Origin of the sequence: Lepagella muris, from assembly GCF_004793975.1 — a bacterium.
GTDB classification, from domain to species: Bacteria; Bacteroidota; Bacteroidia; order Bacteroidales; family Muribaculaceae; genus Lepagella; species Lepagella muris.
Genome location: NZ_SRYB01000002.1, coordinates 98,339 through 124,804, shown reverse-complemented (window position 1 = coordinate 124,804; position 26,466 = coordinate 98,339). Strand labels below are relative to the sequence as shown.

Here is a 26,466-nt window from a genome sequence, read left to right as displayed (position 1 = left end):
TTATTGCAAATTCTCCGACCAAAATCAATTTCGCAGAAGGCAAATAATCAGGGATGTAAAAACAAAAGTTCCGCCCTGGTACGCTGTTCTATGGGAAGCGTGGCGGAAACTGTCGGTCAAAAGTAATGATTTTATTTCAATTAGGCAACTTCTTTCAGAAGAATAGGCTTGGAATCAGCAATAAATCTTGGTTGAGTAATTGCCTTACTTCCAAAGCGGCTCGTTTTCCCATCCGACCGGGAAACCCATCGCAGTAACATCGACATTAGGATGAGCCTTCAGTAATGATTTCAACTGCTGTTTGAAGTCGTTGCCGGGATGGGTTGCATTCTGCAAGTATGCCAGACAGCAAAGCTGGGCATAGAGTTTGGTCGGCAGTGTTATGGAGGCATTAATCCAATCACCTTTCAGTTTACCGGGAAGCTGTGGTTTCAGAGGGTATCTTCTGTTCCATGTGCGAGAATGATGTGCAAGACAGTTGCGCAATGCCACGGCACATTTACACCAACTTTCAAGATATTCGTGCTGTGGCAAATTAAATTCCCTCGCAATTTTCTTCTTGAGTTTAGTGTCTTTTAGGTTGCAGAAAATCTTTGACAACGTGCCGAAAGAGACCACTTCCAAAGTTTTCCATACGGGCGGTATGATAGGATTTGAGTATTTGTCAAAGTGTTCCTGAATGAAATCTTCCTTTGAACGGAATACTTCCTGTTGGACACGGATAGAGCAATCGGTGAAAATTTTATTGTCTGTAAATAGATTTCTGTCCATTATCCAAAAAGAACCGTAAGCCATCGAAAAATGGTGTATCAGTTTTGAGCGAAGAGCAATTTCAAAACTTTGGATAGCAGTAAAAATCAATGCCCTTAATTTCTTGTCAAAGTAATACAGATTGATGGCATTGTCGAAATGGCTGTTTGGTTTGAACACATGAGTTGTCTTATCTTGTTCCATAGGACGAAGGTAGTTCGCCAGACGGAAATAACTCATGATTTTTAACTGTGCTACAGCATCATTGTCATTTCTGATGATTAGGCCCCGGTCTTTCAGCATCTGAAGAATCTGGGGATAATTCAGCGGTTGTTTGGTATAATCCATAAATGTATAAAAAGCAAAAGTTCCGCCCTGGTACGCATTGAAAAGAGGCGTGGCGGAAATTGTCGATGCAAAGGTAGTGCTTTTATTCCAATCCTGCAAACTTTTCAAGAAAAAACAGCAGATAATCCAATATTGTCCTAAACGTTTTGGGCAAAAATAAAAATAGGAAGTAGTTACTAAGGCAAAAAATGACTACCTTAGTAGTGAGCGACCAACTCAACTACTTCCTATGGCAAATATAACACTTTTCGCACAAACAATCGCCCAGTTACCCCGTCAAACAATCAGAAAAATAATCCGCGAGGCCCAAACAGACAAGCACAACAAGGGTTATGACACGTGGAGTCAGCTAATCAGCATGGTCTTCTGTCAGTTTTCCAACTGCGACTCCGTGCGGGACATATCCAACGGGCTGAAATCCGCCACAGGCAACCTCAACCATCTCGGTATAAGCCGTGCGCCATCAAAATCGACAGTGGCATATCAGAACGCCCATCGCGACTGTTCGGTATTCCGAGACATCTTCTACCGCCTCTATCAGCATTTCGGACAGCAGGCGGGGTGGATTCATGGCAAATTTCGTTTCAAGATGCCGTTGCGGCTGTTGGATTCGACGCTCATATCGCTTACGCTGTCTGTCTACGACTGGGCGCATTATACCACGACAAAAGGCGCTGTGAAGATGCACACGCTTCTTGATTATGACTGTCTGTTGCCTGAATTCGTGAACATTACAGACGGGAAAGGCTCTGACAACAAGGCGGCCTACGACATTCCTGTAAATCCGTATTCAATTGTAGTTGCCGACCGTGGCTACTGTGATTACAGCCTGCTCAGCCATTGGGACAGCAACAATGTGTTCTTTGTGGTCCGGCACAAGGACAACATCAGGTATAAGACCGTCCGTGAGCGTCTATTGCCTGAAAAGCGGGCGCAGGACGTGCTTATTGATGAGGAAATTGAACTGGAACTTCCAGTCGCGAAAAAGAAATATCCAAAGAAACTCCGCAGAATTGCCGTATGGAACGAAGAACATGGTTTCGTGGTGGAACTTTTGACAAACAACTTCACTCTTGCCGCCTCCACGATAGCCGCAATCTACAAGGCAAGATGGAATATTGAGATTTTCTTCCGCAATCTAAAGCAGCTTCTGCGCATAAAGAGCTTCATCGGCACCACACGCAACGCCGTGGAAATCCAGATCTGGACTGCACTGATAACCATGCTCATCCTGACATGGCTGAAACACATCGCCAAGTACAAGTGGGCAATGGCTAATCTTGTTGTCTCTCTGCGACTTAACACCTTTACCAAAATCGACCTCAACAAATGGCTTGACGAACCCTTCACACCGCCTCCCGAAGAGCCGTTTTTGCCTTAGGGGGATTACTCTGATGTCATTTTTGCAAAGGCTGATGCCTCTGCACGTTGAGTAGCACTCAAAAATTATTTAGGACAATATTGCAGATAATCACCAAAAAAACTTGTTACGAGACGGTTCGAGACGGTTTTAATCCCCAAAACGGCGTGTCAACGGTTGTAATCGGATAGTTTTTCCAATGCCTGCTGCCTTGTCTCGTCGATGAACTGCAGTAGCACACCCGGGTCTATGTGTCGCCGCCCCATTCTGACGGTCAGGTGCAGATGCGGCCCGGTTGAACGTCCTGTGTTGCCGCTTATACCTACCACCTCCCCCGGTCTCACACAGTCACCTTTCTTCACTCGCCATTCGGACAGATGGCAGTAGCTGACAGAGAAGTCCCCGTGCCGCACAGTGACATATTTCCCGGACACCTTGTCCTGTCCGACCTTCACCACGATGCCGTGCATCATGGCGTATGTCTCGCACCGGTCAGCCTTCAAGTCCAGTCCGTTGTGTTTCCTGCGTTTTTTCGTGAACGGGTCTGTACGCACGCCAAAAGGCGAAGTCACAAAAATCTCCTTCAGCGGATATGACACGCTAAGATAGCTGTCAATCCACTGCTTCCGCATTGAAGCGGTGTCGGCTGACGACTCCGCCGATGCCGCTTCTTCCGTAATCTCTTTTGTTTTCCCTACCGTCCCCTGTGTGACACGTTCAATCCTGTAACGTGCCGCATGGGGCGTTATTGTATGGAACTGTGCCGATGCAGCCATGCAACAGCCCAACCCCGTCATGAGCAATAAATTCCTTAACATGGCGCAAAGGTAACAATACCATATCAAACCACATTCTATTTTTACATATATCAGTTTAAGCAAAATATCATACTCTAAGCAACTGTAATACTTGTTTATATCGCATCAGAGTATAAAAGTAAGTATGATTATTATGTCTTATATTAAATAAGCATAAACCAAAGTAAAATCATACTTACAAACACCTCTGAATCGGAACAACACATATAATTTTGCGGAAAACGACAACCCATAAAATTATAAAAATGAAAATTCAAAGATTTCAGAGCGAGGAACTGCCTTACGGCATACTCGACAGATTCGGGCTGACACAGGATATGCTCGAAGACCTGCCCCAGAAGGCGATAGAGGACATTCTTGACGGTCGCCGTTCCCCGGTGCTGCCCATCAGCGTCACCGACGAAAGCGGCGAGGAAATCCATGCCCGCACCCGCTTCGCGTTCATCCGCATGGACGACGACAGCGTCGATGTGGTGTTCTATCCACAACTCAAAGCCGGCCGCCTCGACCGCTTCACCGAGGAAGAGCGCAAGGCTTTGCTTGAGCACCGTCCCGTCATCGCCCCAGTCACCACTCCCGAAGGAAGGGAGATACAGGCATTTCATCAGATAGACCAGGGCACCAACCAGATCATCTACGTGCCTACACCCGTCATTGGCCGCAATCTCGAATACGCAGCCAACGAAATGAAGCTCACCAATGCGGAGCTTACCTGTCTGCAGAAAGGATTGCCCATTAGCGTCATGGACGGCGATGACCTCTACACCATCGGCATTGACCTCAATGAAAAGACCGGTGTGCGTCTCACGCATGGTGACGAGAAGAAATGGCGCGAGGAACAGCGACAGGGCTTCGGCAGATACAACTTCGGACTGAACGGTTGCTGGGTCTCCGACGAAGAAGGCAACCTCGACTATGTTCCCGAAGCATCCTATACCGAGGAACTGTGGGAAGAGATGCGCAAACGCAACAACATGACCCTCAAACACTAAACCGCAAGCAAGATGAAATACGAACCTGAAGAGAAACTTATCGAGAACGTACAGTCCGGCGAATACGGTTGGAAAGAATACATCACCCGCCACTCGCGCGAGCTGGCACAGGAATACGAATGGTACTGCCACCGCCAAGGGCTTGACCCCAATTTGGAAGAATCGGCTGTCAACTTCATGGAAATGAAGAACGCCCTGCTTGACGAGGCACTGGAAAACGGAAACGCATAAACAATAAGTATCATGCCTATAAGGACAAACACCAATCCGCGCCCGCTTGAACTCACTCCCGAACTGCAGGACATCCTGCTCCGAAACGGGATGCAGGCTCATGTGGCCGCAAGCAGCAACGGTTTCGCCTTGCTCGTGCAGGGGCATGATTCCCCGTTGCTGAACTATCCGATTACCGAGAAACAGCTGAAAGCCCTGACCGACTGGGGAACAAACACCGCCAACCGCAAGGCTTACAACACATTCGCCAGCATTGTCGCCGCCGACTTCGATATGCCGAAAGACTTTGTGCATGCCCGCAATGCCAACGGTCGTGTGGCGATGGGCTTACACGGCTACCGTATCGGCGTGGGCGAATACGGCAGAGTAGCTCCGCACCGTCGTCCACCCATGCCGCCGCATCACATGATGGGGTGGTCATTCTTGGGGTGGACACCGAGGATGCAAGAAGGATTCCACCTGCGCCGTATCGGAGGACAACTCTATTACCCCGGTGCCCCAATGGTTCCGAACCGACCCGATGGACGCATGAAGCCCGGAGAACTGCAATCCGGCGGCTATGGCTTCTATTACAAAGGCTATAACACCGCTCCCGTGGCAGGAAAGGATGTGCTGTCCGAATTGCAGACGGTAATAACCCCTGTCAGACAGCCGCAAAGACCGACCACTCCGGCAATTTCGTATAAGGAAGCCATCACTTCCGATGTCTATTTCTCCAATGAGAAATGGCAGGAGGTGCTGGCGAGCCACGGCATACTGGTGGATGCGGAGAAGAAGACCGTCACCATACAGTCCTCGGCACTGGAAGCAGACCTGCAGTACAACCTCACCGACGAGGAACTGGCTGTATTGACTTCCAACTCCATCAAAGACCAGCCTATAGCCAAACGCCTTGAGACGCTTAACGGTGTCATCAAAGAGGATTTCGCCGATGCCGTCACCATGGACATGCTCAACAGCGACAAACAGATTGACATAAAGCTCCATCCCGAAGTTCAGGCAGATCTCGACCAACAGATTACCCGACAGGACGAATATTACCGACAGCAGGATAATCAGCAGGACTTACAGGTGGAGCGTGAGCCATCACTCCGTGACAATCGGCCCAAAGGCGGCGTGGTCATGGACGGCAACGATCTGGGCCTTATAGACGAGAACAAAGGATGGTTCCGTGAAGGGCGGCACGGGCGTGAAGTCACCGTCGATGACATCCGTGTGGAACCCGTGCAAGGCGAGGGTGAGGCGAAATACCGTATGACTGCCGTCATTGACGGCGAGGTGGTCAGTCACGAGATTTCGCAGAAGCAGTATGAGAAATTCATGGCATTGGACGACCTGCACCGCATGAAGCTCTTTTCAAAAGTGTTCAAGGAGGTGGATATGAAAGACCGCTATCCCGTGGGGCTTGGCACGAAAATCACCGCCGCCCTGTTTGCGGGAGCCGTGGTTACACATGACCTCCTGCGCGGTCCCCGTCCCATGCCGGACATCTATATGGAAGGACACCGAGGCCCGATGCCGCATGTCTATTTCAAACCCGGTGTCGATTCACCGGCAGATGTCGCCGCACGGCAGTTCGACGCCATGAGGAATCTGCCAGACGACCGTGTCCCCGGCATGGGACACGGCCTTTAACTGTAACATAAACCAGCGGCCATGTCAGAACTTACATACGACGATTTCAAAAGCAGGGTGAACATCCAGGACTTGTTGGTGGACGCCGGCTACCGGCTCAACCGCAGGGACGGCATGCGCTATCCCTCGTATGTCCGTATCGGCAGCGACGGTAAGCGCGTGCATGGCGACAAGTTCATTGTGACCGCCAACGGCCTGTGCTGTTTCCAGCCCCCTGAGAGAAAGAACTACAATGTCATCAGCTTCATCAAGGAGCATCCGAACCTCTTCGCCGAGTACAGACCCGGCATGTCGGGTGACAGGCTTGTCAACCTTGTCTGCAACCGCCTCCTGAACAATCCCGTGAACGACCGTGTGCCACGAGATTTCGGGCGGCAGCGCGAGACACGGTCTTTTGACATCTACGAATACGAGACACAGGGCTTTATCAATGGCGACTGGGAATCGCAGAAACGTTTCTATCCCTATTTCCAGAACAGAGGTATCAGCCTCCAGACCCAGCGGGCCTTCTCCGACCATTTCTTCCTTGCCACAAGGGAACGTGGCGGCAAGACATACACCAACCTGTCATTCCCGCTGTCGCTTGCCGCATGGCCGGGCAAGGACATCGTGGGACTGGAAGAGCGCAGCCGCCCCAATGCCGATGGCAAGACCGCCTATAAAGGTATGGCCGCAGGCAGCAATGCCGCAGAAGGTCTCTGGATAGCCCGTCTGGAAAACAACCGCAGCGACATGGGCTTCACCCGACCCATTGACAAAGCGAAGGATGTCTATTGGTTCGAGAGTGCGTTTGATGCGATGGCCTTTTACCAACTGAAGATGAACGAGCCGGGGAACGTGGGCTTTCATGACCTTTCCAACGCCGTGTATGTGTCCACCGGCGGCTCTCCGACAAAAAAGCAGTTCTCGTCGATGATCGAGCATACGCCCGAGGCCATCCACCACCTCTGTTTCGACCGGGACCGTGCCGGACGTATGTTCGCAGTCAACTTCGCCCTGCAAAAAGAAGGAAGGGTGTTCACCTCCCACCTGTCGCCGGACAAGGAGCGTCTTGTTGTTACCGACATGACCAAAGGCGTCAAACGTCACGAGCTGTCGATGGAACCGTTTGACTTCAAAGACATTTGTGAAAGGCTGGGAATCGACAGGCGCGGAATCGGATATGAGCCTTGCGACGAAAGGTATAAGGACTGGAACGACCAGCTGCTTGACAAGCCCATGAACAATGAGGAAACGCAAACAAAAGGGATGAGACGATGAAAACACAGACACAACCATCATACAGTTTCGGGACATTGGTGTTCCGTCCCCGAATCAGGCAATATTTCGCCAATGACCTGATTATTACCATCGTCTGCATAGCCGGGCTTGCCGTGGCCGGAATTGACGGCATGTTCATGGGTAACATCCTGTTGTGGGCATCGCTGGCAATCGCCCTCTGCCTCATATACCGCTTCCTTTATCTGCGGAGCATGAGGTTTGTCATCACAGACGAACAATTCATCTATGAGCATGGCGTGTTCCAGCGCACTCGTGACTTCATGGAACTCTACCGTGTGGTCGATTTCCGGGAAGAGAGCAGCTTCTTACAGCAGTTGTTCGGACTGAAAACCATACATATCTATTCCGGCGACCGTTCCACACCCCGCCTTGACATGGTGGGCATGGACAAGAGCAGCAATCTTGTCCCCTTTATACGTGAACGTGTAAGTGCAAACCGCAAACGAAATGGAATATATGAGATTACGAACCGCTAAAATACTGACAGTTGTACTTGCCGTCTTCGCCGCTGTGTCAGCGAGGGCGCAGGTTGTCGTGTCCAATCCGTTGGAATGGCTTGCCCTCGCCGAGGGTAACGAGGCCATCAACGGACAGGTGAAAGACCAGACCGATGCACAGACCCGGACAGCGGTTCTGCAGAACACCATAGCCGCCGAGTTCACCAAGATGCACGAATGGGAAAAGAAATACTCCGGCTACCTGCAGACCGTTTCCGGTTTTGCCTCTTCACTGAAAGCGTCCGCCACACTGTATGAAGACGGTGTGCGTATCTTCATCACCCTGGGCAAGCTCAAGAAAGCCATCGGTTCCAATCCGCAGGGCATTGTCGCTACCATGTCAATGAACAACCTCTATCTGGAAACGGCGACAGAGCTTATCTCTGTCTATACACTCTTGAAGGAGGCCATCGCCACGGGAGGAAAGACAAATATGCTCACCGGTGCGGAACGCTCGCAGACGTTGTGGGCATTGTCCGACAAACTCGGCACATTTTATAAAAAGCTCAACAGGCTGTACCTGAGCATACGGTACTATACGCTTACCGATGTGTGGAACAACGTCAGTGCAGGAATGATGGACAGAGACATCGGCAGTATTGCCGGTGATGCCTTCGGCCGGTGGAAACGGGCAGCAAGAACATTAAAATAAAGGAGACGGCATGATAAGGACGGTACTGATCATATTGATATTGGTTTTCGGCATCTGCAAGGGTCACGCACAGACAGACCCTGTATTGTCCGGAATGATTGTCCTATATACCGACAAGGCAGAGAAGCAGCTCAAGTCACAGGAGAAAGTAATGTTGCTGCAGACTACCGGGCATATATGGACGAAGGAGGAAGTGGAAGCCACGACCGACTTCCAGCGGCAGTTTAACGACTATCTCGACTCGTTTCGCTCGGTAATCAGCTATGCGGCACAGATATACGGTTTCTACCACGAAATCGGGAAACTAACAGAGAACATGGGCGCATTGAGCCGCCAGTTGGAGAAATCTCCTGAAAACGCGCTTGCCGTGGCACTCACACCTCGCCGGAGCGGTATATACCGGGAACTGATACTCGGCAGCGTGGACATCGTGAACGACATCCGGCAGGTATGCCTCTCTAACGTGAAAATGACGGAGAAGGAGCGCATTGAGATTGTATTCGGCATACGCCCGAAACTCCATCTGATGAACCGCAACCTGCGCCGGCTCACGCTTGCCGTCAAATACACCTCCCTGTCTGATGTGTGGCGGGAGATAGACTGCAGGGCAAAGAGTTACGATGTGGACAAATGGAAAATTACGGACGAAGCCTTCTCGCGCTGGCGGAGTAACAGTAAGATAAGACCCGGAAAATAAAACATGAACAACTTGTAACAAGGCTTATGAAGATTGGACTGATAGACGTTGACGGACACCACTTCCCGAATTTCGCACTGATGAAACTATCGGCATGGCACAAATCAAAAGGTGACATTGTCGAATGGGCAGACGCGATGTTCGGAAACGGCTATGACCGTATTTACAAATCAAAGATATTCACATTCTCGCCGGACGAGAACAGTCCCTGGACCTGTGAGGTTATCAAGGGCGGCACCGGGTACGACATAAAGAGCCAGCTGGCTCCGGAAATTGAAGTATCATCCCTGATGGATTATTCCCTCTATCCGCAATACGACTATTCCATACAGTTATTCTCTCGCGGCTGCATCCGTCATTGTCCGTTCTGCTTGGTTCATGACAAGGAGGGCGGCATACACCCCGTGGAACCAGTGCAGCTGAACCCCAACGGAATGCATATCGAGGTGCTTGACAACAATTTTTTCGCCAATCCGGAATGGCGATCTGCTATCGACTATCTGCTGAAGGCAGGGCAAAAAGTCAATCTCCACGGTGTTGATGTGCGCATCATGGACGAGGAACAGGCATACTGGCTCAACAGGCTCCGTCTTTACAAGTCCATACATATCGCATGGGACTTGCCGCAGATAGACCTGACCAAAAAAATCACAGAAGTAACTCGATACATAAAGCCGTGGAAGATCATGTGCTACATCCTCGTCGGCTACAACTCGACCATGGAGCAGGACTTATACCGCATCGAGCGGTGCCGGGAACTGGGCATCAAGCCTTATGTGATGCCGTATCGTGACTTCGACAACAGAACACAGCCCTCGCAGTATGCGAAGGATCTCGCGCAATACGTCAACAAGCCGATGCTTTTCAAGTCATGCAGTTTCAGAGACTTCTCACCACGGAAAGGATTCAGGTGCGAGGCTTATTTTCAAACGGATAATACGATAACACTCTAAAATACAACAGATATGGGCAAATGGGCAACAATATTCAAAGGTGGCAAATACATCTTCAACAACCCGGCGACAAGAAGCCTTGGCGGAGCCGTCATCCATCCCCAGCGCACCCTTGTGGGCGCAGGTCGCGCCGTGAAAACCGCCACGGTCGGAGCCGGTGTGGGCTATCTCGGCTGGGAGGCACTTGTCAATGACAAGCCGGTGGTGAGGACGGTCGCCGACATAGCGATAGGAAGCGACAATGTGGATGCAGTGGTGGACACCACAAGCAAGACCGTCGATAGCGTGCAGGAAACGGTACGGGATGTAAAGGAATCCGTGTCCGGTCTGAGCGGTACCGTGCAACAGGCCAACAGCACATTCGGAGGCATCTCCGATTTCCTGAAGAACGTATGTGGGGGCAACGGTGCCGATATGTTCGGCAATTTCTTCTCCAACATAGGGAAAGGCAACGTGTCCGGACTGAGCATCGTCGGACTGCTTGCCGCCGGACTGATGATATTCGGACGGTTCGGCTGGCTCGGCAAGATTGGCGGCGCACTGCTCGCCATGATGCTTATCGGCAATAATTCCCATGTGGCACAGGTGCAGGAGAACCCGCAGGCAGAGAACCGACAACCGGGAGGACGGCACAGATGAACCGTACCCGAACAAGTTTGACAAGACAACAGGTAAACATATAAAAAGGATATGGAATATACACAGGAAATGAACCTGCAGTCAGAGAGCGGCTACTGTATGCCGTTCAATGACAAGAAAGAAGAAGTGGTGCTGACCCGGACTTATGGAAAACAGGAGGACGGGAGTTTCAACCACGGCATAGACCTCGCCGCAGACCGCTATGTGCTGCGTGCGGTGGCGGACGGCATCGTTACCGCCATCGGCACGGACAGGGTACACGGTCTATACCAGACGGCCCGTTACGGGAAATACGATGTGACCTACGGCGGCATACGCAACGCTATGGTTGCTTTCGGCAAACGTGTCAAAGCCGGAAGCATCCTTTCCATCAGCGGTAACACTCTTCATCTGGAGGTGAAGTATGACGGAGCGGAGATAGACCCCGTAGAGTTTTTGAAAATGCTTTTCGGTAACATGAAGATGTCCGGCACGGAAAGCGGCATGCCCGACTTCGAGACCCTCGATATGGACATCCCGACGGATTATGACGAGAACATGGAAGAGATCGAGGGCCTGATGGCAAGGTTCTATCCCGAATACCTGATGGAGGTGGCCGGAGGTCTGTACGTCGTTCCCGACAAGACAGAACAGTCCCTGCGCAACATCTTCTCCCTGTCGGCGGCACGGAGCTATTTCTATGACGCCATACCGTCGATGGCCAATCCGCTCGGACTGTCTGAACGGTCGGTGCCTATCGCCGCCAAAGTGCAGAACCTGCTTATCGGGGATTTTCTCAACTATCTCGCCCTTCGGCACAGGATATTCCTGTCGGTCATGGATGAAGCGAGTAAAAAAAAAGCTATGACGAAGCCGTCGCCACCGCCGGAATCATAGACCCGCTTGCCGACCTTGACATCGACGTGCGGAGCTTCGACATCCAGCGGCTGGTGACTGTCTATCCTGACAGGTCCGGCATACGCTGGTGGACGAAAGCCTGGTTCAACGGTTCGGAAGACGGTGAGGCGGCCGTGGAGATAGAGCGTGAATGTGCGATACAGTTCCTGCTTGACCGGATAGACAAAGAGAGGATGCTTGAGGAGTATTATCCCAAACAGATGGAGGTGTATCACAATGCCATCGAGCAGACAAAAGAAAATTTATTGAAACAACTGAACATATCATAATGGCGCAACCGAAAAATACAAAAAGGCTGTCAGAGGTGGAATACTGCCTTAGCAGCTATTTCAACGCACACTTCGTGCCGGTCATGAACCGGGAGAAATCGGCATTGCAGACGGCACAGGCAAAAGAGATAGCGGACTATTCCACTTCATTTGCCGGCATCATGCGGTCGCTTGCACAATCATCCTCTTCCGCAGGCATACCGGGTCCCGATGATACCATGCAGTACCTACGGCTTACCGGCAAGGAATGTTCCAAGACCGCGGAGGACTACGTGGGGATGTGCAAGGAGAGCATACTCGGCAACAAGGATTTCGTAGCCGACCTCCAGCGTCTTGCCGGGGAATGGCGCAATGCGGTGGTGGCCGAAGTGGGACGCAAGCGTTATGACGAACTTTCCGCAAAAATCGGTTCAGACCTGGCACTCGCCTATGTCGATCACCGTATCGAGCAGATGATGGTTGACCGTATGGTGCGTGAGCAGATGCCCAAAGGATCTTTCGACTATATCATCCGCAAGGGGGCGGCCGGCAGCCTTTTCGGATTGCCACAGGAAATGATGAAGTCACCGTTGCAACGTGAGATAGAGGAACGTGGCGAAGCCATATACAAACCGTCGAAAGCGGAAAAAGGCACGGCTAAGGGTGTGAGTTTCGCAGCGGACGTGGTGGCTTTTGGCGGCGTGTACTCATGGGGCTCGCTTGCCAGACTTGCCGGTGCGGAAGTTGTGTTCTCAGGACTTGAGTCCGTACTTGACAAGAAACAGCAGAAACAGGGATTGACGGTTGACCAATGTGTCAGCACGGGACTGTTCGGTAATGGCAATACACTCTCGGATATACGCAAGGAAAGTTTGCGCATCAAGACATACGAGAGCAACTATATCCAGTCAGTCAACGGCACTCTGTCCAAAAAGATGCCCATTCTGAAAGAAAAGCCGGCATGGGAAATGGACTGGAACCTCGGCAATTTGCAGAATCCTTTTTTGAATCAGGGAAAAGGACTTGTGCCTTTCAAGTTCTCTCCGATAACTCTTGGCAAACCTCAGACGGCAGATTGTGGAAAGAACTTCGCCAACGTGCCGTCTGTCATCGCTCCAGGTCAGGAACAGGCATACCTTGACTGGAAAACGCAGCATGACAGGGAGCAGGCACAGAAAGCGCAACAGGAAAGTCCCGCAACAGAAGAAAAAACTGAATCACGTGGACAGGAAACGACAAACGATAACACTCAAGAAATTGAGGACAACGGTGAAGAAAGGGAAAAGGAGACACAGGCACAAGACAATAACGACGGCTGGGTGAATCTTCTCAGGTCGGTCGGGCTGGACGGCATCGGTGACATCGGACGTAACCTCCCTTATGTAATAGCCATGCTGCCGGATATGCTTGTTGGACTGTTCACCGGCAAGACCACCTCCTTAAACCTCAAAAGCGGAATGATGCCTCTGGCTTCCATCCTTGTAGGAATGTTCGTCAGGAATCCTCTTCTGAAGATGGTGCTGATAGGTATGGGTGGTGCCAACCTTGTAAACAAAATCGGACATGAGGCGATAGAGCGTGAACAGGACGGACACAGTCCGACCGTCCGCTACAGGCAGTATGACGATGAAGAACTGAATCCACGCATATCCGGTGCTGTCATACGGGGCAACACGCTGATAGCCACCATTGACAACGTGCCTTGCTCGGTGATGCTGCCCGAAAATGCGGCACAGGCATACGCCGCCGGAGCATTGCCTTTGAATACGCTTGCCAATGCGGTGCTTGCCCGTCACGACCGCATGAAGGCGATGGCGGAAGACAATTACCGCAGTCTGGAAATCGAACAGGAACGGCAGCAGGAACGCGGCATAATCCTCAGATAAACCAATACATCAATATATAGCAATGAAAGAAAAGACACCACAGGAACAGACGGCGGCCGCCAGACAGGTGGAGCTGCTGTCAAACGCTCTCAACGGGGCATCTACGGAAGGATACTGGCTGAACGTGTCGGGACGCCTCTCTCCGAGAATCTATCCCAAAGGGGCTGCACTCAGCCCGTTCAACAGCCTCACGCTGATGCTCGACGCTGACAGCCATGGATATTCCACCGCCTTGTACACTACGTTTTCGGAAGCAAGGAAACGTGGCGAATCCGTCCTCAAGGACGAACGCTCCGTACCGATGAACTGGTACCGGTGGGACTCATACGTCAACAAGCACGACGAGAGAGACATTATATCCCGTGACGACTACCGCAGCCTTCCTCCTGTGCAACAGGAACAGTACAAGGCAGTAAGAAAACGTGAGATACACACACTTTTCAATGTGGAGCAGACCACTCTTCCCCATGTGGATGAAAAGGAGTTCGAGAAGTTGCGACAGCAGTTCGGCGGACGAACCGACCGAGGCAACATCCTTGCGGAGGAACGCCAGACACGTTCCGCAGTCAACAGGTTTCGTGAGCAGATTTCGCAGAACCTTGTACCAATAAGGAAATCGACCACGGGAACGGCGGCATACGACACTGGCAAGGATGCCGTCTATATTCCCGATCAGAAGCATTTCGGCAATTACATGGATTATGTGCAGGAACTGGTGCGTCAGGTGGTGAGTGCCACCGGCCACCGTGAGCGTATGTCGAGGGAAGGCATGGTGATGAACGGCGGCAAAGCACCGTCAGGTGATGCCTTGCGCTATGAGCGTCTTATCGCCGAGATAGCCTCCGGTCTGAAGATGGCGGAGTTCGGTCTGCCGGCGAAACTGTCACCTGAAAGTCGTGGCATGGTGGAATACTGGACAGAGGAACTGAAGGAGAATCCCTGCCTGATAGACGCTGTGGAGAGCGATGTGAACAATGCCCTTGATGTCATCCGCAAGGCTGAAAAGGGAGAACGCATGGAATCGGCCCACGAGCGCAACAAGCAGCAGACGGAGGAACTCAGGGAACAGGAAGAGGGACGGCCGCAGGTATCAGTTGCGGATGCGCTGGTATTGCAGGACATTCTCCGCAAGGGAGGTATGGAAATCAATGACCGTAATTTCCCGGGAGGACAGGATGACAAGCGTGAGTTCCTGGCCCGCTTTGACGGACTTGGACATTACGACACGCTGACACAGGACTCACTCACCAATGCACGTCTGAAGCATGACGACCCGGAGCTTGTCAATATAGCCTATACACAGGCTGCCGGTTCTGCTGCATGTATCCATCGCCTTTGCAGCGAATGGCTACCGCAGGAATGGGAGGAAAAAGGTGCGCATGTTATAGCTGACGACATTAATGCCGTTCCGGACAAGCGCAGCCGTGAGTTCGTGGTGGTACTCGACAAGAACACGGGGATTGCCGATGTGGTACTTCCCACTTCCGCCCGTTCAGGAGGCGATGTCGTGATGCCCAACGGTGACCGCCGCAACTACTGGATGTCACCCGACGAGGTGATGACAGCCGATGAGCGCAAAGAAGCCGGTGCGAGAGTAGTATCGCATACGATTCCCGGATTTAATAAAGAGAAGATAGCGGCTGCGTTGATGGCTCAGGGTGCCTCATACGTTAGGTTCTATAATAAGGACGGGCAGTTGCGCTACCATCCTGATGATTCCTATTTTGCAGACAAGCAGGTGTATTCGGCCAGACTGGACGGAAGGGAGATAAGAAATGTTTCCGCTTTTGATGTCAGCGAGGCAGTCAGCCGCGCTACGGAAGTGCAGTTCGAGCGAATCCAGATGCTCCGTGACGACACGGGCGGATGGGCATTGTACCTCAAGCCTGAAAACGAGCCGTCGTTCAGCATCCGTCCGGACAAGAATGACATCAACCGTTTCTTTTCCACCGTCAAGCAGGATGACCGTGTGGCTGCAGGTGCGGTACGCAACGAACTGGCTCAGAAATACTATGCTCTCGCACAGGCTGAACCCAACCTGAAGGTTGACCTGTTCGGTGCCATGCCGGACGGTATCGACCCGCTGCGCATCAAGCGCGTGAACGTGTTCAAGAGCAAGGACGACAAGATACTGTGTGTCCCCGTAATCGATGGCATCGACAAGGTGCAACCGCGCGAAGTGAGCAAGCAACAATGGCAACGGATGTGGGTGGCAGAAGATGTGGCCCAATACAAGACCTGTCTCGCCGCTACGTTGTTCTCTGACCTGCTGATGCAGAAAACGGAGGAACAAACCGTAGAAAAGCAGCAGGAAGAGGACGCTGCCGTTGTCCGTCCTGATGTGGCGGCAGTGCGTCCCGAACTCCAGCAATATGAAGAGTTGAAAGAAAAGCATCCCGATGTCATCCTGCTGTTCCGTCACGGCGGCAATTATGAGGCTTATCAGGATGATGTGCCAAGTATGGAAAAGACATTGGGACTTGAAAAAATCGAATTCGGAAACCAAAAGGAAGATGTCCATGCCGTGAAAGTGTCATTCCCGACAGATATGCTGGATGTCTATCTGCCGAGACTCGTGCGGTCAGGAGCAAGGGTAGCCATTTGCGATGCTGTTGAAAACATTTCTGCTGACAGAAAAGCCGGTATGTCACTTCCTCAAAATGCAGTTAGCGCAGCGGAAAATATGGAACGTCACACAGGAATAAGAATGTAGGCTATGGCAGGAAAGAATCAGGCATACGCAGAAAGATATGCGGAATTTGCGATGGAGCAGATGCGTCTGTACGGCATACCGGCTTCGGTAACGCTTGCTCAGGGCATCCTTGAGAGTGCAAGCGGCCAGAGCCGTCTCGCACAGAACGAGAACAACCATTTCGGCATCAAGGCCACGCAGTCATGGATAGCCAACGGTGGCAAATACGGTCTCTACTCCGATGACAAACCGAATGAGAAATTCTGCAGCTACGACAGTGTGGGCGATTCCTATGCCCATCATTCCAGATTTTTGAAGGAGAACTCCCGGTACGCATCCTGTTTCAAACTTGATGCGGACGATTACAAAGGATGGGCACAGGGGCTTGATAAAGCCGGATATGCTACAGCCGGGAAATATGCGCCCGCGCTTATATCCATTATCGAGCGTAACGACCTTCAGCGATATGACCGTATGGTAATGGAAGAGATGAACGCCAAAGGGCTGAAACCGGGGCAAGGAATCCCACAGTTGCAGTCCGGCAATAACAACAGTGCGGAACATGATTATTCTTTCCCGTTGAAACGAGAAGAGTTCCTGTTCGTTACATCGCCTTTCGGTATGCGTTCAGATCCGACAGATACTTCCAAAAAGCAGATGCACAAGGGGATGGATATACAATGCAACAATGAAGCTGTGCTGGCGACGGAAAAGAACGGCAAGGTTGTAGCGGTGAATGAAAACGCCAACACAGCTGGTGGAAAGTCGGTCACCGTAGAATATACTCGTGAAGGCGGAGCCAAGGTACAGGTCAGCTACCTGCACCTTAATTCATTTTCTGTCAAGGTCGGCGATACAGTAAATGCCGGACAGCAGATAGGCGTTTCCGGAAATACTGGAACCCGGACCACTGGACCGCACCTGCATTTAGGTGTGAAGCAGATTGCAGCGGACGGTACTACCAGGGACATGGATCCCGCCGCTTATCTTGCGGAGATAGCCGAAAAAGGAAATATCCGTCTCACCGCCATGCACGACGGTCAGAACCTGTTGGCGAAATACAAAAGCCAGAACCCTAACAGCCCGGCAATAGACACCTCGTTATCCCCGGAAGAATGGATGAAGAAACTCCTGTCATCCGAAGACAGCGGTATCGGTATGGGCGGATTTGGACAGGATCCGGTCATGGAGATGGCTATGACGCTGTTCACTTCCCTCATGGCATTGGCCGTGCAGATAGATAGCAAGACAGAAGAAGAGAAGATGGCTGCAGCAACAGCCGCCGCCCTTGACAAGCGCATAGACCTTACACCGCTTGTGCAGGGAATGAGGGAATGTACGCTTCAGGTCAAGGAAGGCGAGACTCCGTTACTGTCCGTAGATACCGGTACAAACCGTTTCACGGCACAGCTGTCTTCGTCAGACATGAACCGTATGAACCTCGTCCTGTCGGACAGTACCCTGACCGCCGACGAAAAGAAAGAACGTATTTCCGGTATCATCGGTAATATCGCGCTCAACGCCCAGTTGTCGCAGGATTACCGTCAGGGAATATCGCAGCAGTCACAATCAGAGAATATTTCAATCAAATAATCACTCACATTAAAACAAAACAGTATGATTAAAGTACAAGCAACAATCAACGGCATCATCAGCAAACCGGCAACAATCCGTGTGTCTGGAGACGGTAAAAAATTCATCGGTTTCCTTGTTAAACTCTCTGTACCAGGTTCGCGTAACAATATGCCGGGTAAGGAACTGTCCATATCCGTAAGTAAGGACGGGGACGAATCGGAGTTGCCTTCCCTCGCAGCAGGAACACGTATAGAGGCGACTGGAACACTGACCTTCCGAAAGACCGGCGACAACCTCTATTTCAATTTCCATGCAGACACGGTGAATCTCAGCCCCGAATCGTCCAAGGATGCCATTGAGGGCACAATGGAGTTCAAGGGGACTGTCGGCAAGGGAGTTGATGAGAAAACCGACAAGAAAGGTGGAAAATATGTGTCGTTCTCGGCATATTCCACAGAAAAGTCCGGGGATGCTCTGCAGTTCACATGGGTACGCTTCATCAAGTTCGATTATGTCAAAGAAGCGTTTCTCGAAGCCAAGGCGAAGATACATGCCACCGGTAAGCTGACAGTATCGGCATACAATGGCCGTATTGACCTTGACTGCCGTCTGGAAGAGGTCAAACCGTGGGAACGCCAGCCATTCCCACAGACAAAGGACAACGAAAACCCACCGATCTGATATGGCATACAGGAAATACAACGACAACGGTGACGGACGCAGTGCCGAAGACCGCGCCCTTGACAGGTTCGCAGACCTCATGGTGGAGAAAATAAAAAATCTCCAGTCAGACTGGCAGAAACCTTGGTTTACCGAGGGCAGCCTGAAATGGCCCAAGAACCTGAACGGGAGGGAGTATAACGGTATGAACGCCGTGATGCTCATGCTCCTGTGTGAGAAGAACAACTACCAGCTTCCTGTGTTCTGTACCTTCAACCGTGTAACCGGAATGAATTACTCCGTTGGGAAGGACGGCAGCCGCAAGCCGCTGGTGGATGGTAACGGAGAGAAACTCCCGGCCGTCACAGTCAACAAGGGAGAGAAGTCATTCCCGATATTCCTCACCAGTTTTACGGTAGTGAACCGCGAGACCAAGGAGAAAATCAAATACGAGGATTACAAAAGACTCTCCGAGGAAGAGAAAAAGCAGTATAATGTCTATCCGAAGCTGAACGTATATAATGTGTTCAACGTGGACCAGACCAATCTGAAAGAGGCCCGTCCTGAACTGTATGCCAAGTTGGAAGCACAGAACCAGATCACCAGACCGGCATCCCTTGATGGTGAGAAATTCTCTTTTCCTGCCATGGATGAGATAATCAAACGTGGGCTGTGGCTGTGTCCCATTAAGCCGACACATCAGGACCAGGCATACTATTCCATATCAAAGGATGAGATAGTTCTGCCAGAGAAATCGCAGTTCATCAACGGGGAGGCGTTCTATGGAACGGCGTTTCACGAAATGACACATTCGACCGGTTCCGAGAACCGTCTCAACAGGCTGAAGCCAACGACATTCGGTTCGGATGATTATGCCCGTGAGGAACTTGTGGCCGAACTGGGCAGTGCCCTTGTAGCTTCGCGCTACGGCATCGTGAAGAATGTCAAGGATGAATCAGCAGCATACCTCAAGTCATGGCTCGACAGCCTCAAAGAATCCCCCGAGTTTATCAAGACAACCCTGCAAGATGTACGTCGTGCCACATCCATGATAAACCACCGCATCGACATTGTTCAAGGACAGATAGACAGCTACCAAGCCACTCCCGGACATACGACCGAATACCCCGATGTCTATGACATCGACAATGACGGCAACACGACAGAGGTCGTTCATATAGAGGATACACCTTTCGACATGATGCGTGAGGACGAGGAAGTGCCGTTCCAAAGGACTCACCGCAGCCGCTGATTAAACACGGTAAAACCTTTCGCAATCCGCCGGGACACCTGTCTTAGGCGGGTTGTTTTTTATGCAGTCATGGAAGTGTCAGCGTCCATTCCTCTTGTTGAACTCTTCCCAGTCATATTCGTCCATGTCCGGTTTCCAGAATGAACGCTTACGTTTGCGTCGTGGCTTCTTACGCTCACGGAAGCCCAGGACTCCCGACAGCCACCATCCGACCAATAGTAGAAGTATTATTTCCATATTCTGTTATTTCCAAGTTAGTATTTGCCATATTAAAGATACAAAATAATCCGCACATACACAAGTTTTTAGCGGATTATTTTCAATTTATTTTTCATGTGCTCGGATGCGAGCTGAATAAAAAACGCCTCGAAATTGTCCGAAACGACATAAATCTTTTGCAGATAGAAAAGACTATTACCTTTACACCCAATAGAAGCAACCAAGCCTCTTCGCAATGCTCAAATCGGCATATATTAGGTTATTTCAGGTTGTCCGCATACTTTTTCCCTTACTTTAATTTCCTAAAACCGAACATCAATATAAATCCTATGTCTCTTTCCAAAATTCGATGGACATGTATCGTTTTGACCGTAAACTCAGATTGATTCTATTATTTCCTGACGACAGGGAACAGGATGATTTAACCTTTGAAATTTTGATGATTTTTCAAGTGTAAAGCCGCCTTTGTTTATTGAAACGACCACAAGACATAGTAGTATCTAAACTCATTTTTTTTGTAAAATCAGGCGTTTTAAGCGCAAATATTTGTACCTCGACGTTCTCTTAATAGTCATTTTTTGTATGTCTGTTTATGCAAAAGACAGCCCTAACCTCACGGTCGGGACTGCCTGCAAAAAAATGAAAAAGTTAGCTTCTTAGTGCTCGTCTATTATGGCAAGAAAAGTCTGACGATGGTGTTTCTGTTTGCTTTTCCCGGTGTATAATCATCAATACCGCCCCTTGAGATTTTCTTGATATTGTTCTCCAGAATGCCTCGTTCTTTCAGGCATCCGGCGATAAAGGTGGCTCTTTGAGAACCGAGATTTGAATTGATCATTTCCGTACCAGTAGCTTTGTCGGCCGAACCTGTAATTTCAATTCTAAGGTTGTATTTCTTAGCGATACGTGCAATCTCGTCGATGTTCACCAGTTGTGATTCCTCTACAAGATTGTCGGTGCCGAGTTCAAAGAAGAAATATATGGGTGCACCGAGTGCGGCATTGCCGTTAATGACATCATCCGCATAACTGTTATTGTTCCCGTCACTGCCGACTTCTGCCTTGCTTCCGTTGCTTTCCCCGGACACTGCATTTTCTGACCGGTTATCCTTTTCGGGACTGCCGTTTTTGCCATCACGGAGGCGTTTTCTAAGTGAGTTAAGCCCGTTGTAGTCGTTCATGGTATAGCCTCCTGCCGAGGTATTACCGTGGTCATCGACACGTTCAAAACATCCGGCATATTTGTCAAGCAGTCCCTCGATTTCAAGAATCTTTCGGAGTTCGGCAATCAGCCTGGCTTTTGCTTCATTCTCTTTGGCAAGCCTTTCATTCTCTTTTTCTTGTTCGTATGCTGCAGCCTTCAGTCGCTCATTGAGGATGACATAAGGCCGTGCGTCAATGACCTTTTTCCATCCACGGTTCTTTCCGAAAGTCCATGAGACACCAGCCGAAAGCGTCAGTAGGTGGTCTCCGATTTCTCGTGCAGAACCAAGACCGTCGGCATCCTTGAACGTGGTCGCGTCACCGATTTCAGCGGTGATATGCAGTCCATCGGCAATGCGAAAACGCCCTTGGACACCATAATTGAAAGCGAAAGGATTGCGCCCGGCATCACGGTTGTCAATCAATCCGACACCGACAAAGGGAATAATATCCCACCGACATTCCTTATCACCCTTAGCTATCGACGGCATCAGGTTCACAAGGAGGTCGGCATGATAATGACGGTATTGTTGGTTCGTCAAAGCCCCGCTTTTCCACTCGAAGCCTTGAAATACGAGACGGTTTCCCACCGATGGTGTATGCCATTTGCCTAATGATATTTGTAAGGCAGGTTTGATGCGTCCGAACAGATCATCGCACCCCAACGGCGAACCGATAAAGGATGATGCGCCTCCCGAGACGCTTATAAACCAGTTGTCTGTCCATGAAGGAATGATTGCACCGGAGAGATATTTCGGCTTTTTGCGGAGCGTAATTTCCTTTTGTGCGGCTTCGATTTCCTTCAATTTCATCTCCGCATGGCTGACCGCATGGGCATTCGCGTCAAGCAGTGCCACAAAGGTCACAAGCATTGAAAATAAGATTTTCTTCATCGTTTGAATTATTTGAATTAGTGTTATATCATTTACGTTTTACAGATTTTCCGCCTGACGGACGCATCATTTTTGCCGCACGGAAGAGACAACGCCGTGCCCAAAGAAGGTCGTCCTCGTCATCTTTCCGTCCCCAGGGCAGGTCGCTTCCGCCTCCTCCGCCACCGTGTCCCTCGGCAAAAGTTGTGGCACCATCAACATATCCGGCGAACAACAGTCCGGCGCATTTTAGAATCTCCTCTCCACGTTCCGCAAGGTCTCCAAGCAGCGTGTTGTTAAATACTGAACCTGCATCGCCGAGCGTTGGCAAAGTGCTTTTAAGGCTGTCAATGACATTATTCACGAAAGCATCCGCAATGCGAAAACGAACCTGTTGGGCAAGGTCACCGGATGCCTCTCGGACATCTTTCTTGTAGTCCTCTGCCTGTTGCCGGTATTCGTTGGCTTTCTCTTTGGATTCTTCCTCCAGCTCCCGGTATTCAGATAATTTCCGACTTGCCTCGGTCAGTTTCTGACGCTTGTCCGTAAGGGAATCCAGCACTTTCTCATAGTCCTTGCTAAGCCTGTCAATGTTCTTTTGCAACTCGTCAGCATTTCCTTTTCCGGCTTGCAAATCGGTAGAGAGCTGTACCATTTCCTGCTCCAGTTCTGCTTTGCGGTTCTCCAGATTGGCTATCATTGTGGTCAGTCCTTTTACCCTTCTTTCAGCATGAGATACTTCAAGTTTCAACTGTTGCAGCAACGATTTGTCCGATTCGATTTGCGTCTCAAGGTCTGCACATTCCCTGCTCAACAGTCGTCTGTATTCATACGGAGGGATATTTCTTGCCCCGGTCTTAGTTATGTCGGATCCTCGCACCAATCCCCATTTCTCATTCACTTTGGCAAATTCATCGTGGAGCGACCGCATATAGTCCTTGTAGTCGTACAAGTCTTTCCCTCCGAATATTTTCTTGAAAGCGAAGCGTCCATCCCTTATCGGAAGCAGGGTGCAATGGCAATGTGGGTTCGTCTCATCGAGATGCACGACAAATCCGGCAATGTTCTCTTCGCCCCATTTGTCGGCGACAAAACGATACACATCCAGTGCCCATTTCTCAATGTCCGGACAGCGTTTTATATGGGAATTGTCGGCATCCTTATTCAGATTTACAGTCTGAGTTCCGAAAGCTAACTCGTGCATCCTTGCTCGTGAACCACCGAAAATAAAGTTCACCACCGTGCGGAATTTCGGCTCCGGCAATCCCTCGTTAGGGTCTTTGATTCCACGCGCCGACAGTATCTCACGGATGCGTTCAGGGATGGATTTTGTCTTATCAAGAGGAACGATTTTTCCCTTCACGATTTCAAAATTCAGGCCGTCGCGTGTGCGGTCGTAGGCTCCATATCCCGATGCCCGGCCCCATTTTTTATCGTCCCAGTTACGTTTATGCTCATCGCTTTGAGCTTCGGTGAAGCCCTTTGCAACCTTGAGATCCATGACTTGTTTTTGTGAATTTGCCATGATTTTTTCGTCGTTTTTTTGATTTTCCGAAGGCTTTTTGGGAGCCATCCGACTTCATTTTTTTTGAATTTTGCGAAGAAAATTCTTCCATAACTTCACAGCTTGCTGCCGCTTTTGGCGGTCTGTCCCGGTTTTCTGCTGAAAATCCGGGGTATTATGCTTCCCAACAGCCGCAAAGCGGCCTTTTTGGGCGTAGCCCGTCCGATAATGAGGCGGCAAGCCGCCGTGTTATCCCGTATGCGGAGTCGTATCGGTTCCTGTTTCGGGCGCAGCCCGTCCCTGATAGCCAAAGACGGTCGGATTGGTGAGGACACCGTGCCTTATAAAAGGAGAATAATATTCGAGGACCGCAGCGAGCCGTTGCATCGTAGTGTCCGGTAACGACGGCGGGAACTCCGTGTTGTCGCAGCGGTCATCTATCAGTTTGAGTCCACCGATAGTAAGCAAGGTGAAGAACCTTGCAAAATCGGAATCGCAATCATCAATGAACAGACAACGCAAGGCATCCGCCACACGGTCGTCTTTTGGAAAGAAACCGGAAGGATGCAACACAAGATGATTGACCAACCGGTGCAGCCGTCGTCCGATTTTAATGTCGTGCGGGTCGTCCGCATCCAACTTCTCGACATCATGTTCGGTCTTTGAAATCACAGAGTCGAACATGTCCGCCAGTTCCTCGATGGACATCGTGCCGAAGATGAAACGCAGACGGTCACGTTCTTCACGGGACGGAAGCCGTGTAAGTGTCGGAGTGCCGGACATGCATACGGGAATGGATATGACCGTCGCCTTCCCCCGGCGTTCAACCGAAATGGCCCCAGTCTTGGTCATCTCAAGAAAGAAATTGCGCACGTTGTCGCGTGACCATCCCCAAACGACAGCAAGCTCGCTATATGAAGTCACAAGCTGGCCAACGGAAAGATGAAATTCCTGTCCGAAGGATATTGCTGTGCTCGGCTCTTTGTTCGCACGTTCCAACAAATAGACAAACGCACTGTAACGTGACAGCCGTCCGCCATCAGCAGGCCTGTCTTCCTGAAGGCTGCGGAGCAGGGCCATATTTGTCGTGAGACTAAAAGTATCTTCTGATTTCATATTGTCTGGTTTATGATTACACTTCGTCCTGTTCATGTCCGATCTCTTCAAACTCTGCATCCTCTATCTCTTCGTTAAACACATGCTTCCGTTCTCGCTCGGATTCCTGCAACATAGAGTTTCCTGATTCATCCCAACGGAAATATAATTCGGAAAGCTCCAGCAGGTCTTCGTAGCAATCCGGGCGGTACGCACATTCCGTCAGGAGCATTAAGTCTCTGAGCAGACGGGACGGATAGAATACTGTTCCGCAGAGCAGTACACCGATGGAGAAGCCAAGAGGCATGAAGTGCGGAATGAAGAGGCACGTCAAGGAGAGAACCATGCCGACCCACAGGACACGGCAATCCTGAAGGAAGTAGATAAATCTTTCACAGAGACTGTGGGAGAACATCGCAAAGCACAGCACCGATGACGGGATGAGGTCATAATGGTTCTGGAAAATCGTCAGGTGATAGAAATGGAATGCCAGCAGAAAAAGCAGCAACATTTTGGTGTACACTTTCCTGAAAGCGAAACTCATCGCCATGTTACGGTAGAAGACGAGCATGGCAGGCCGTTTGTTTTTATACAGGAACGGTACGACAAGGAATGTCGGAAACATCAGTGAATAGAGAATCTTTATCAGCATGGTTGTGTTATTTGAGTTGTTAGTTATAAATCGGAAAGTTCGAGCCGGATGAATCCATAGGATGCACGGTTTATAATCTCTTCAATGTCATCAGGACTTATTGTTTCTTTGTTCCACCGCTCCTTGAAACGAGAACCGCGTTTGAGTGAGCGCACTGCCTTTTCAAGATTGTACTCCGGAATGTCCCACACATGGCCTTGCTCATACAGCCCGTGTTTACGCAGGGCGACAAGTGTAAGCACACGGCAACGTACTTCCCGAAGTTCACGTCCTACCTGAACCATCATGTTACGTTCCCTGTCGGCATGAAGCACGGTTATCCAGGTGCGCCTTGCACGGATTATCTCGACAATTCTGTTGTATGCGGTCTCTTTCATCCTATAAGTGGCTCTGGTTTATTTCATGAAGTCGCGCAGGAGATCTTCCTCCTTGCGGGCAAAGACGACCTTGCTTTTCGCCGTCTGGTCGTTAAGCTCGGCCTGCAAGTCAAGCCCGAAATTCTCAAGCGAATCATAAAGCGAGGCGTACAGGGTATCGCAGATGCCATTGTCATCACTGATACCGTTGACCTTGTACAGATAATCGAATGACGGATTGGAATAGGCACAGCACTGGTGTCCCATGACTGTTGCTTCAGACGGAATGATATGGTAAAGGATAATCAGTTCCATCTGGTCGTCGAACTCGTCAAGCAGGTCGCTTATGTTACAGGGCTTCGGTAACTTGAACTCAAGGATGGCCATACCGTCGAAGATTTCTGCACCGGCATAGTTCGCGCGTGACATCAGTGACGGCATCTGCATGGAGATGTATGTGAGGAATCTCTCAATTTTGTGTTTCAGCATAATTGTATTCGTTT

Annotated in this window: 25 protein-coding genes and 1 pseudogene; 17 read left to right on the top strand and 9 right to left on the bottom strand. The window is 50.4% G+C overall.

Features of this window, described 5'->3' with window-relative positions; genetic code table 11:
* Positions 1-204: 204 nt before the first annotated feature.
* Positions 205-1,098, bottom strand: a complete 894-nt coding sequence (locus tag E5331_RS02160; protein ID WP_123482776.1) for an Abi family protein — start codon at positions 1,096-1,098, stop codon at positions 205-207.
* A gap of 229 nt (positions 1,099-1,327) precedes the next feature.
* Between E5331_RS02160 and E5331_RS02155 the strand changes: the two genes are divergently transcribed.
* The gene (locus E5331_RS02155; protein WP_123407908.1) at positions 1,328-2,479 is read left to right on the top strand and encodes an IS4 family transposase; all 1,152 of its coding nucleotides are present in this window, start codon (positions 1,328-1,330) and stop codon (positions 2,477-2,479) included.
* A 149-nt stretch (positions 2,480-2,628) separates the two neighbouring features.
* Here the strand turns inward: E5331_RS02155 and E5331_RS02150 are convergent, their stop codons facing one another.
* The gene (locus tag E5331_RS02150) at positions 2,629-3,276 is read right to left on the bottom strand and encodes a M23 family metallopeptidase (RefSeq protein ID WP_123482774.1); all 648 of its coding nucleotides are present in this window, start codon (positions 3,274-3,276) and stop codon (positions 2,629-2,631) included.
* Positions 3,277-3,521: 245 nt separating this feature from the next.
* Here E5331_RS02150 and E5331_RS02145 point away from each other — a divergent pair, with 245 nt between their 5' ends.
* The 16 genes and pseudogenes from E5331_RS02145 to E5331_RS02070 all read left to right on the top strand — a co-directional run.
* Complete coding sequence (locus tag E5331_RS02145) at positions 3,522-4,268, top strand: DUF4099 domain-containing protein (protein WP_123482773.1); 747 nt, start codon at positions 3,522-3,524, stop codon at positions 4,266-4,268.
* 12 nt (positions 4,269-4,280) lie between these two features.
* Positions 4,281-4,499 carry a hypothetical protein gene (locus E5331_RS02140; RefSeq protein WP_123482772.1) on the top strand — a complete coding sequence of 73 codons (219 nt, stop codon included), beginning with the start codon at positions 4,281-4,283 and terminating at the stop codon, positions 4,497-4,499.
* A 12-nt stretch (positions 4,500-4,511) separates the two neighbouring features.
* Positions 4,512-6,134, top strand: a complete 1,623-nt coding sequence (locus E5331_RS02135) for a hypothetical protein (protein WP_123482771.1) — start codon at positions 4,512-4,514, stop codon at positions 6,132-6,134.
* A 21-nt stretch (positions 6,135-6,155) separates the two neighbouring features.
* Entirely contained in the window at positions 6,156-7,394 is a 1,239-nt protein-coding gene (locus tag E5331_RS02130; RefSeq protein WP_123482770.1) for a toprim domain-containing protein, read from the top strand.
* Complete coding sequence (locus E5331_RS02125) at positions 7,391-7,891, top strand: PH domain-containing protein (RefSeq protein WP_123482769.1); 501 nt, start codon at positions 7,391-7,393, stop codon at positions 7,889-7,891. The genes E5331_RS02130 and E5331_RS02125 overlap by 4 nt, the downstream gene beginning before the upstream one ends.
* Positions 7,872-8,564, top strand: a complete 693-nt coding sequence (locus E5331_RS02120) for a hypothetical protein (protein WP_123482814.1) — start codon at positions 7,872-7,874, stop codon at positions 8,562-8,564. The genes E5331_RS02125 and E5331_RS02120 overlap by 20 nt, the downstream gene beginning before the upstream one ends.
* A gap of 10 nt (positions 8,565-8,574) precedes the next feature.
* Positions 8,575-9,261, top strand: a complete 687-nt coding sequence (locus E5331_RS02115) for a hypothetical protein (RefSeq protein ID WP_123482768.1) — start codon at positions 8,575-8,577, stop codon at positions 9,259-9,261.
* 26 nt (positions 9,262-9,287) lie between these two features.
* Entirely contained in the window at positions 9,288-10,214 is a 927-nt protein-coding gene (locus tag E5331_RS02110; RefSeq protein ID WP_123482767.1) for a radical SAM protein, read from the top strand.
* 12 nt (positions 10,215-10,226) lie between these two features.
* Positions 10,227-10,853 carry an antitoxin gene (locus tag E5331_RS02105; protein ID WP_123482766.1) on the top strand — a complete coding sequence of 209 codons (627 nt, stop codon included), beginning with the start codon at positions 10,227-10,229 and terminating at the stop codon, positions 10,851-10,853.
* A gap of 51 nt (positions 10,854-10,904) precedes the next feature.
* The gene (locus tag E5331_RS02100; protein WP_123482765.1) at positions 10,905-11,729 is read left to right on the top strand and encodes a M23 family metallopeptidase; all 825 of its coding nucleotides are present in this window, start codon (positions 10,905-10,907) and stop codon (positions 11,727-11,729) included.
* On the top strand, positions 11,723-12,019 hold the full coding sequence (locus E5331_RS02095; RefSeq protein ID WP_123482764.1) for a hypothetical protein: 297 nt from the start codon (positions 11,723-11,725) through the stop codon (positions 12,017-12,019). Before E5331_RS02100 ends, E5331_RS02095 begins: the two co-directional genes overlap by 7 nt.
* The gene (locus tag E5331_RS02090) at positions 12,019-13,884 is read left to right on the top strand and encodes a hypothetical protein (protein WP_123482763.1); all 1,866 of its coding nucleotides are present in this window, start codon (positions 12,019-12,021) and stop codon (positions 13,882-13,884) included. The genes E5331_RS02095 and E5331_RS02090 overlap by 1 nt, the downstream gene beginning before the upstream one ends.
* A 22-nt stretch (positions 13,885-13,906) precedes the next feature.
* A complete protein-coding gene (locus E5331_RS02085; protein ID WP_123482762.1) occupies positions 13,907-16,597 on the top strand; it encodes a MutS N-terminal domain-containing protein in 2,691 nt (896 codons plus the stop codon).
* A 3-nt stretch (positions 16,598-16,600) separates the two neighbouring features.
* Positions 16,601-18,169, top strand: a complete 1,569-nt coding sequence (locus E5331_RS02080; protein ID WP_123482761.1) for a glucosaminidase domain-containing protein — start codon at positions 16,601-16,603, stop codon at positions 18,167-18,169.
* 24 nt (positions 18,170-18,193) lie between these two features.
* Entirely contained in the window at positions 18,194-18,832 is a 639-nt protein-coding gene (locus E5331_RS02075; RefSeq protein WP_123482760.1) for a hypothetical protein, read from the top strand.
* 1 nt (position 18,833) lies between these two features.
* Positions 18,834-19,904, top strand: a pseudogene (locus tag E5331_RS02070) (ArdC family protein); the annotation flags it as partial.
* 237 nt (positions 19,905-20,141) lie between these two features.
* Here the strand turns inward: E5331_RS02070 and E5331_RS20210 are convergent.
* The 7 genes from E5331_RS20210 to E5331_RS02040 form a co-directional block, all read right to left on the bottom strand.
* A complete protein-coding gene (locus E5331_RS20210) occupies positions 20,142-20,300 on the bottom strand; it encodes a hypothetical protein (protein ID WP_160246872.1) in 159 nt (52 codons plus the stop codon).
* A gap of 652 nt (positions 20,301-20,952) precedes the next feature.
* Positions 20,953-22,377: an OmpA family protein gene (locus E5331_RS02065; protein WP_123482758.1), complete on the bottom strand. Its 1,425-nt coding sequence runs from the start codon at positions 22,375-22,377 to the stop codon at positions 20,953-20,955.
* 28 nt (positions 22,378-22,405) lie between these two features.
* A complete protein-coding gene (gene mobV, locus E5331_RS02060) occupies positions 22,406-23,881 on the bottom strand; it encodes a MobV family relaxase (RefSeq protein WP_123482813.1) in 1,476 nt (491 codons plus the stop codon).
* 228 nt (positions 23,882-24,109) lie between these two features.
* Positions 24,110-25,012 carry a hypothetical protein gene (locus E5331_RS02055; RefSeq protein ID WP_135984587.1) on the bottom strand — a complete coding sequence of 301 codons (903 nt, stop codon included), beginning with the start codon at positions 25,010-25,012 and terminating at the stop codon, positions 24,110-24,112.
* Positions 24,993-25,607 carry a hypothetical protein gene (locus E5331_RS02050; protein WP_123482756.1) on the bottom strand — a complete coding sequence of 205 codons (615 nt, stop codon included), beginning with the start codon at positions 25,605-25,607 and terminating at the stop codon, positions 24,993-24,995. The genes E5331_RS02055 and E5331_RS02050 overlap by 20 nt, the downstream gene beginning before the upstream one ends.
* Positions 25,608-25,630: 23 nt before the next feature.
* Positions 25,631-25,984 carry a hypothetical protein gene (locus E5331_RS02045; RefSeq protein WP_123482755.1) on the bottom strand — a complete coding sequence of 118 codons (354 nt, stop codon included), beginning with the start codon at positions 25,982-25,984 and terminating at the stop codon, positions 25,631-25,633.
* 18 nt (positions 25,985-26,002) lie between these two features.
* Positions 26,003-26,452, bottom strand: coding sequence for a hypothetical protein (locus tag E5331_RS02040; RefSeq protein ID WP_123482754.1), 450 nt, complete (start codon positions 26,450-26,452; stop codon positions 26,003-26,005).
* Between the last annotated feature and the right edge of the window lie 14 nt (positions 26,453-26,466).

Excerpts from the sequence above, each read along its gene's own strand:
- E5331_RS02160 (WP_123482776.1), bottom strand. The coding sequence starts at position 1,098 with ATGGATTATACCAAACAACCGCTGAATTATCCCCAGATTCTTCAGATG.
- E5331_RS02155 (WP_123407908.1), top strand. The coding sequence starts at position 1,328 with ATGGCAAATATAACACTTTTCGCACAAACAATCGCCCAGTTACCCCGT.
- E5331_RS02150 (WP_123482774.1), bottom strand. The coding sequence starts at position 3,276 with ATGTTAAGGAATTTATTGCTCATGACGGGGTTGGGCTGTTGCATGGCT.
- E5331_RS02145 (WP_123482773.1), top strand. The coding sequence starts at position 3,522 with ATGAAAATTCAAAGATTTCAGAGCGAGGAACTGCCTTACGGCATACTC.
- E5331_RS02140 (WP_123482772.1), top strand. The coding sequence starts at position 4,281 with ATGAAATACGAACCTGAAGAGAAACTTATCGAGAACGTACAGTCCGGC.
- E5331_RS02135 (WP_123482771.1), top strand. The coding sequence starts at position 4,512 with ATGCCTATAAGGACAAACACCAATCCGCGCCCGCTTGAACTCACTCCC.
- E5331_RS02130 (WP_123482770.1), top strand. The coding sequence starts at position 6,156 with ATGTCAGAACTTACATACGACGATTTCAAAAGCAGGGTGAACATCCAG.
- E5331_RS02125 (WP_123482769.1), top strand. The coding sequence starts at position 7,391 with ATGAAAACACAGACACAACCATCATACAGTTTCGGGACATTGGTGTTC.
- E5331_RS02120 (WP_123482814.1), top strand. The coding sequence starts at position 7,872 with ATGAGATTACGAACCGCTAAAATACTGACAGTTGTACTTGCCGTCTTC.
- E5331_RS02115 (WP_123482768.1), top strand. The coding sequence starts at position 8,575 with ATGATAAGGACGGTACTGATCATATTGATATTGGTTTTCGGCATCTGC.
- E5331_RS02110 (WP_123482767.1), top strand. The coding sequence starts at position 9,288 with ATGAAGATTGGACTGATAGACGTTGACGGACACCACTTCCCGAATTTC.
- E5331_RS02105 (WP_123482766.1), top strand. The coding sequence starts at position 10,227 with ATGGGCAAATGGGCAACAATATTCAAAGGTGGCAAATACATCTTCAAC.
- E5331_RS02100 (WP_123482765.1), top strand. The coding sequence starts at position 10,905 with ATGGAATATACACAGGAAATGAACCTGCAGTCAGAGAGCGGCTACTGT.
- E5331_RS02090 (WP_123482763.1), top strand. The coding sequence starts at position 12,019 with ATGGCGCAACCGAAAAATACAAAAAGGCTGTCAGAGGTGGAATACTGC.
- E5331_RS02085 (WP_123482762.1), top strand. The coding sequence starts at position 13,907 with ATGAAAGAAAAGACACCACAGGAACAGACGGCGGCCGCCAGACAGGTG.
- E5331_RS02080 (WP_123482761.1), top strand. The coding sequence starts at position 16,601 with ATGGCAGGAAAGAATCAGGCATACGCAGAAAGATATGCGGAATTTGCG.
- E5331_RS02075 (WP_123482760.1), top strand. The coding sequence starts at position 18,194 with ATGATTAAAGTACAAGCAACAATCAACGGCATCATCAGCAAACCGGCA.
- E5331_RS20210 (WP_160246872.1), bottom strand. The coding sequence starts at position 20,300 with ATGGAAATAATACTTCTACTATTGGTCGGATGGTGGCTGTCGGGAGTC.
- E5331_RS02065 (WP_123482758.1), bottom strand. The coding sequence starts at position 22,377 with ATGAAGAAAATCTTATTTTCAATGCTTGTGACCTTTGTGGCACTGCTT.
- mobV (WP_123482813.1), bottom strand. The coding sequence starts at position 23,881 with ATGGCAAATTCACAAAAACAAGTCATGGATCTCAAGGTTGCAAAGGGC.
- E5331_RS02055 (WP_135984587.1), bottom strand. The coding sequence starts at position 25,012 with ATGAACAGGACGAAGTGTAATCATAAACCAGACAATATGAAATCAGAA.
- E5331_RS02050 (WP_123482756.1), bottom strand. The coding sequence starts at position 25,607 with ATGCTGATAAAGATTCTCTATTCACTGATGTTTCCGACATTCCTTGTC.
- E5331_RS02045 (WP_123482755.1), bottom strand. The coding sequence starts at position 25,984 with ATGAAAGAGACCGCATACAACAGAATTGTCGAGATAATCCGTGCAAGG.
- E5331_RS02040 (WP_123482754.1), bottom strand. The coding sequence starts at position 26,452 with ATGCTGAAACACAAAATTGAGAGATTCCTCACATACATCTCCATGCAG.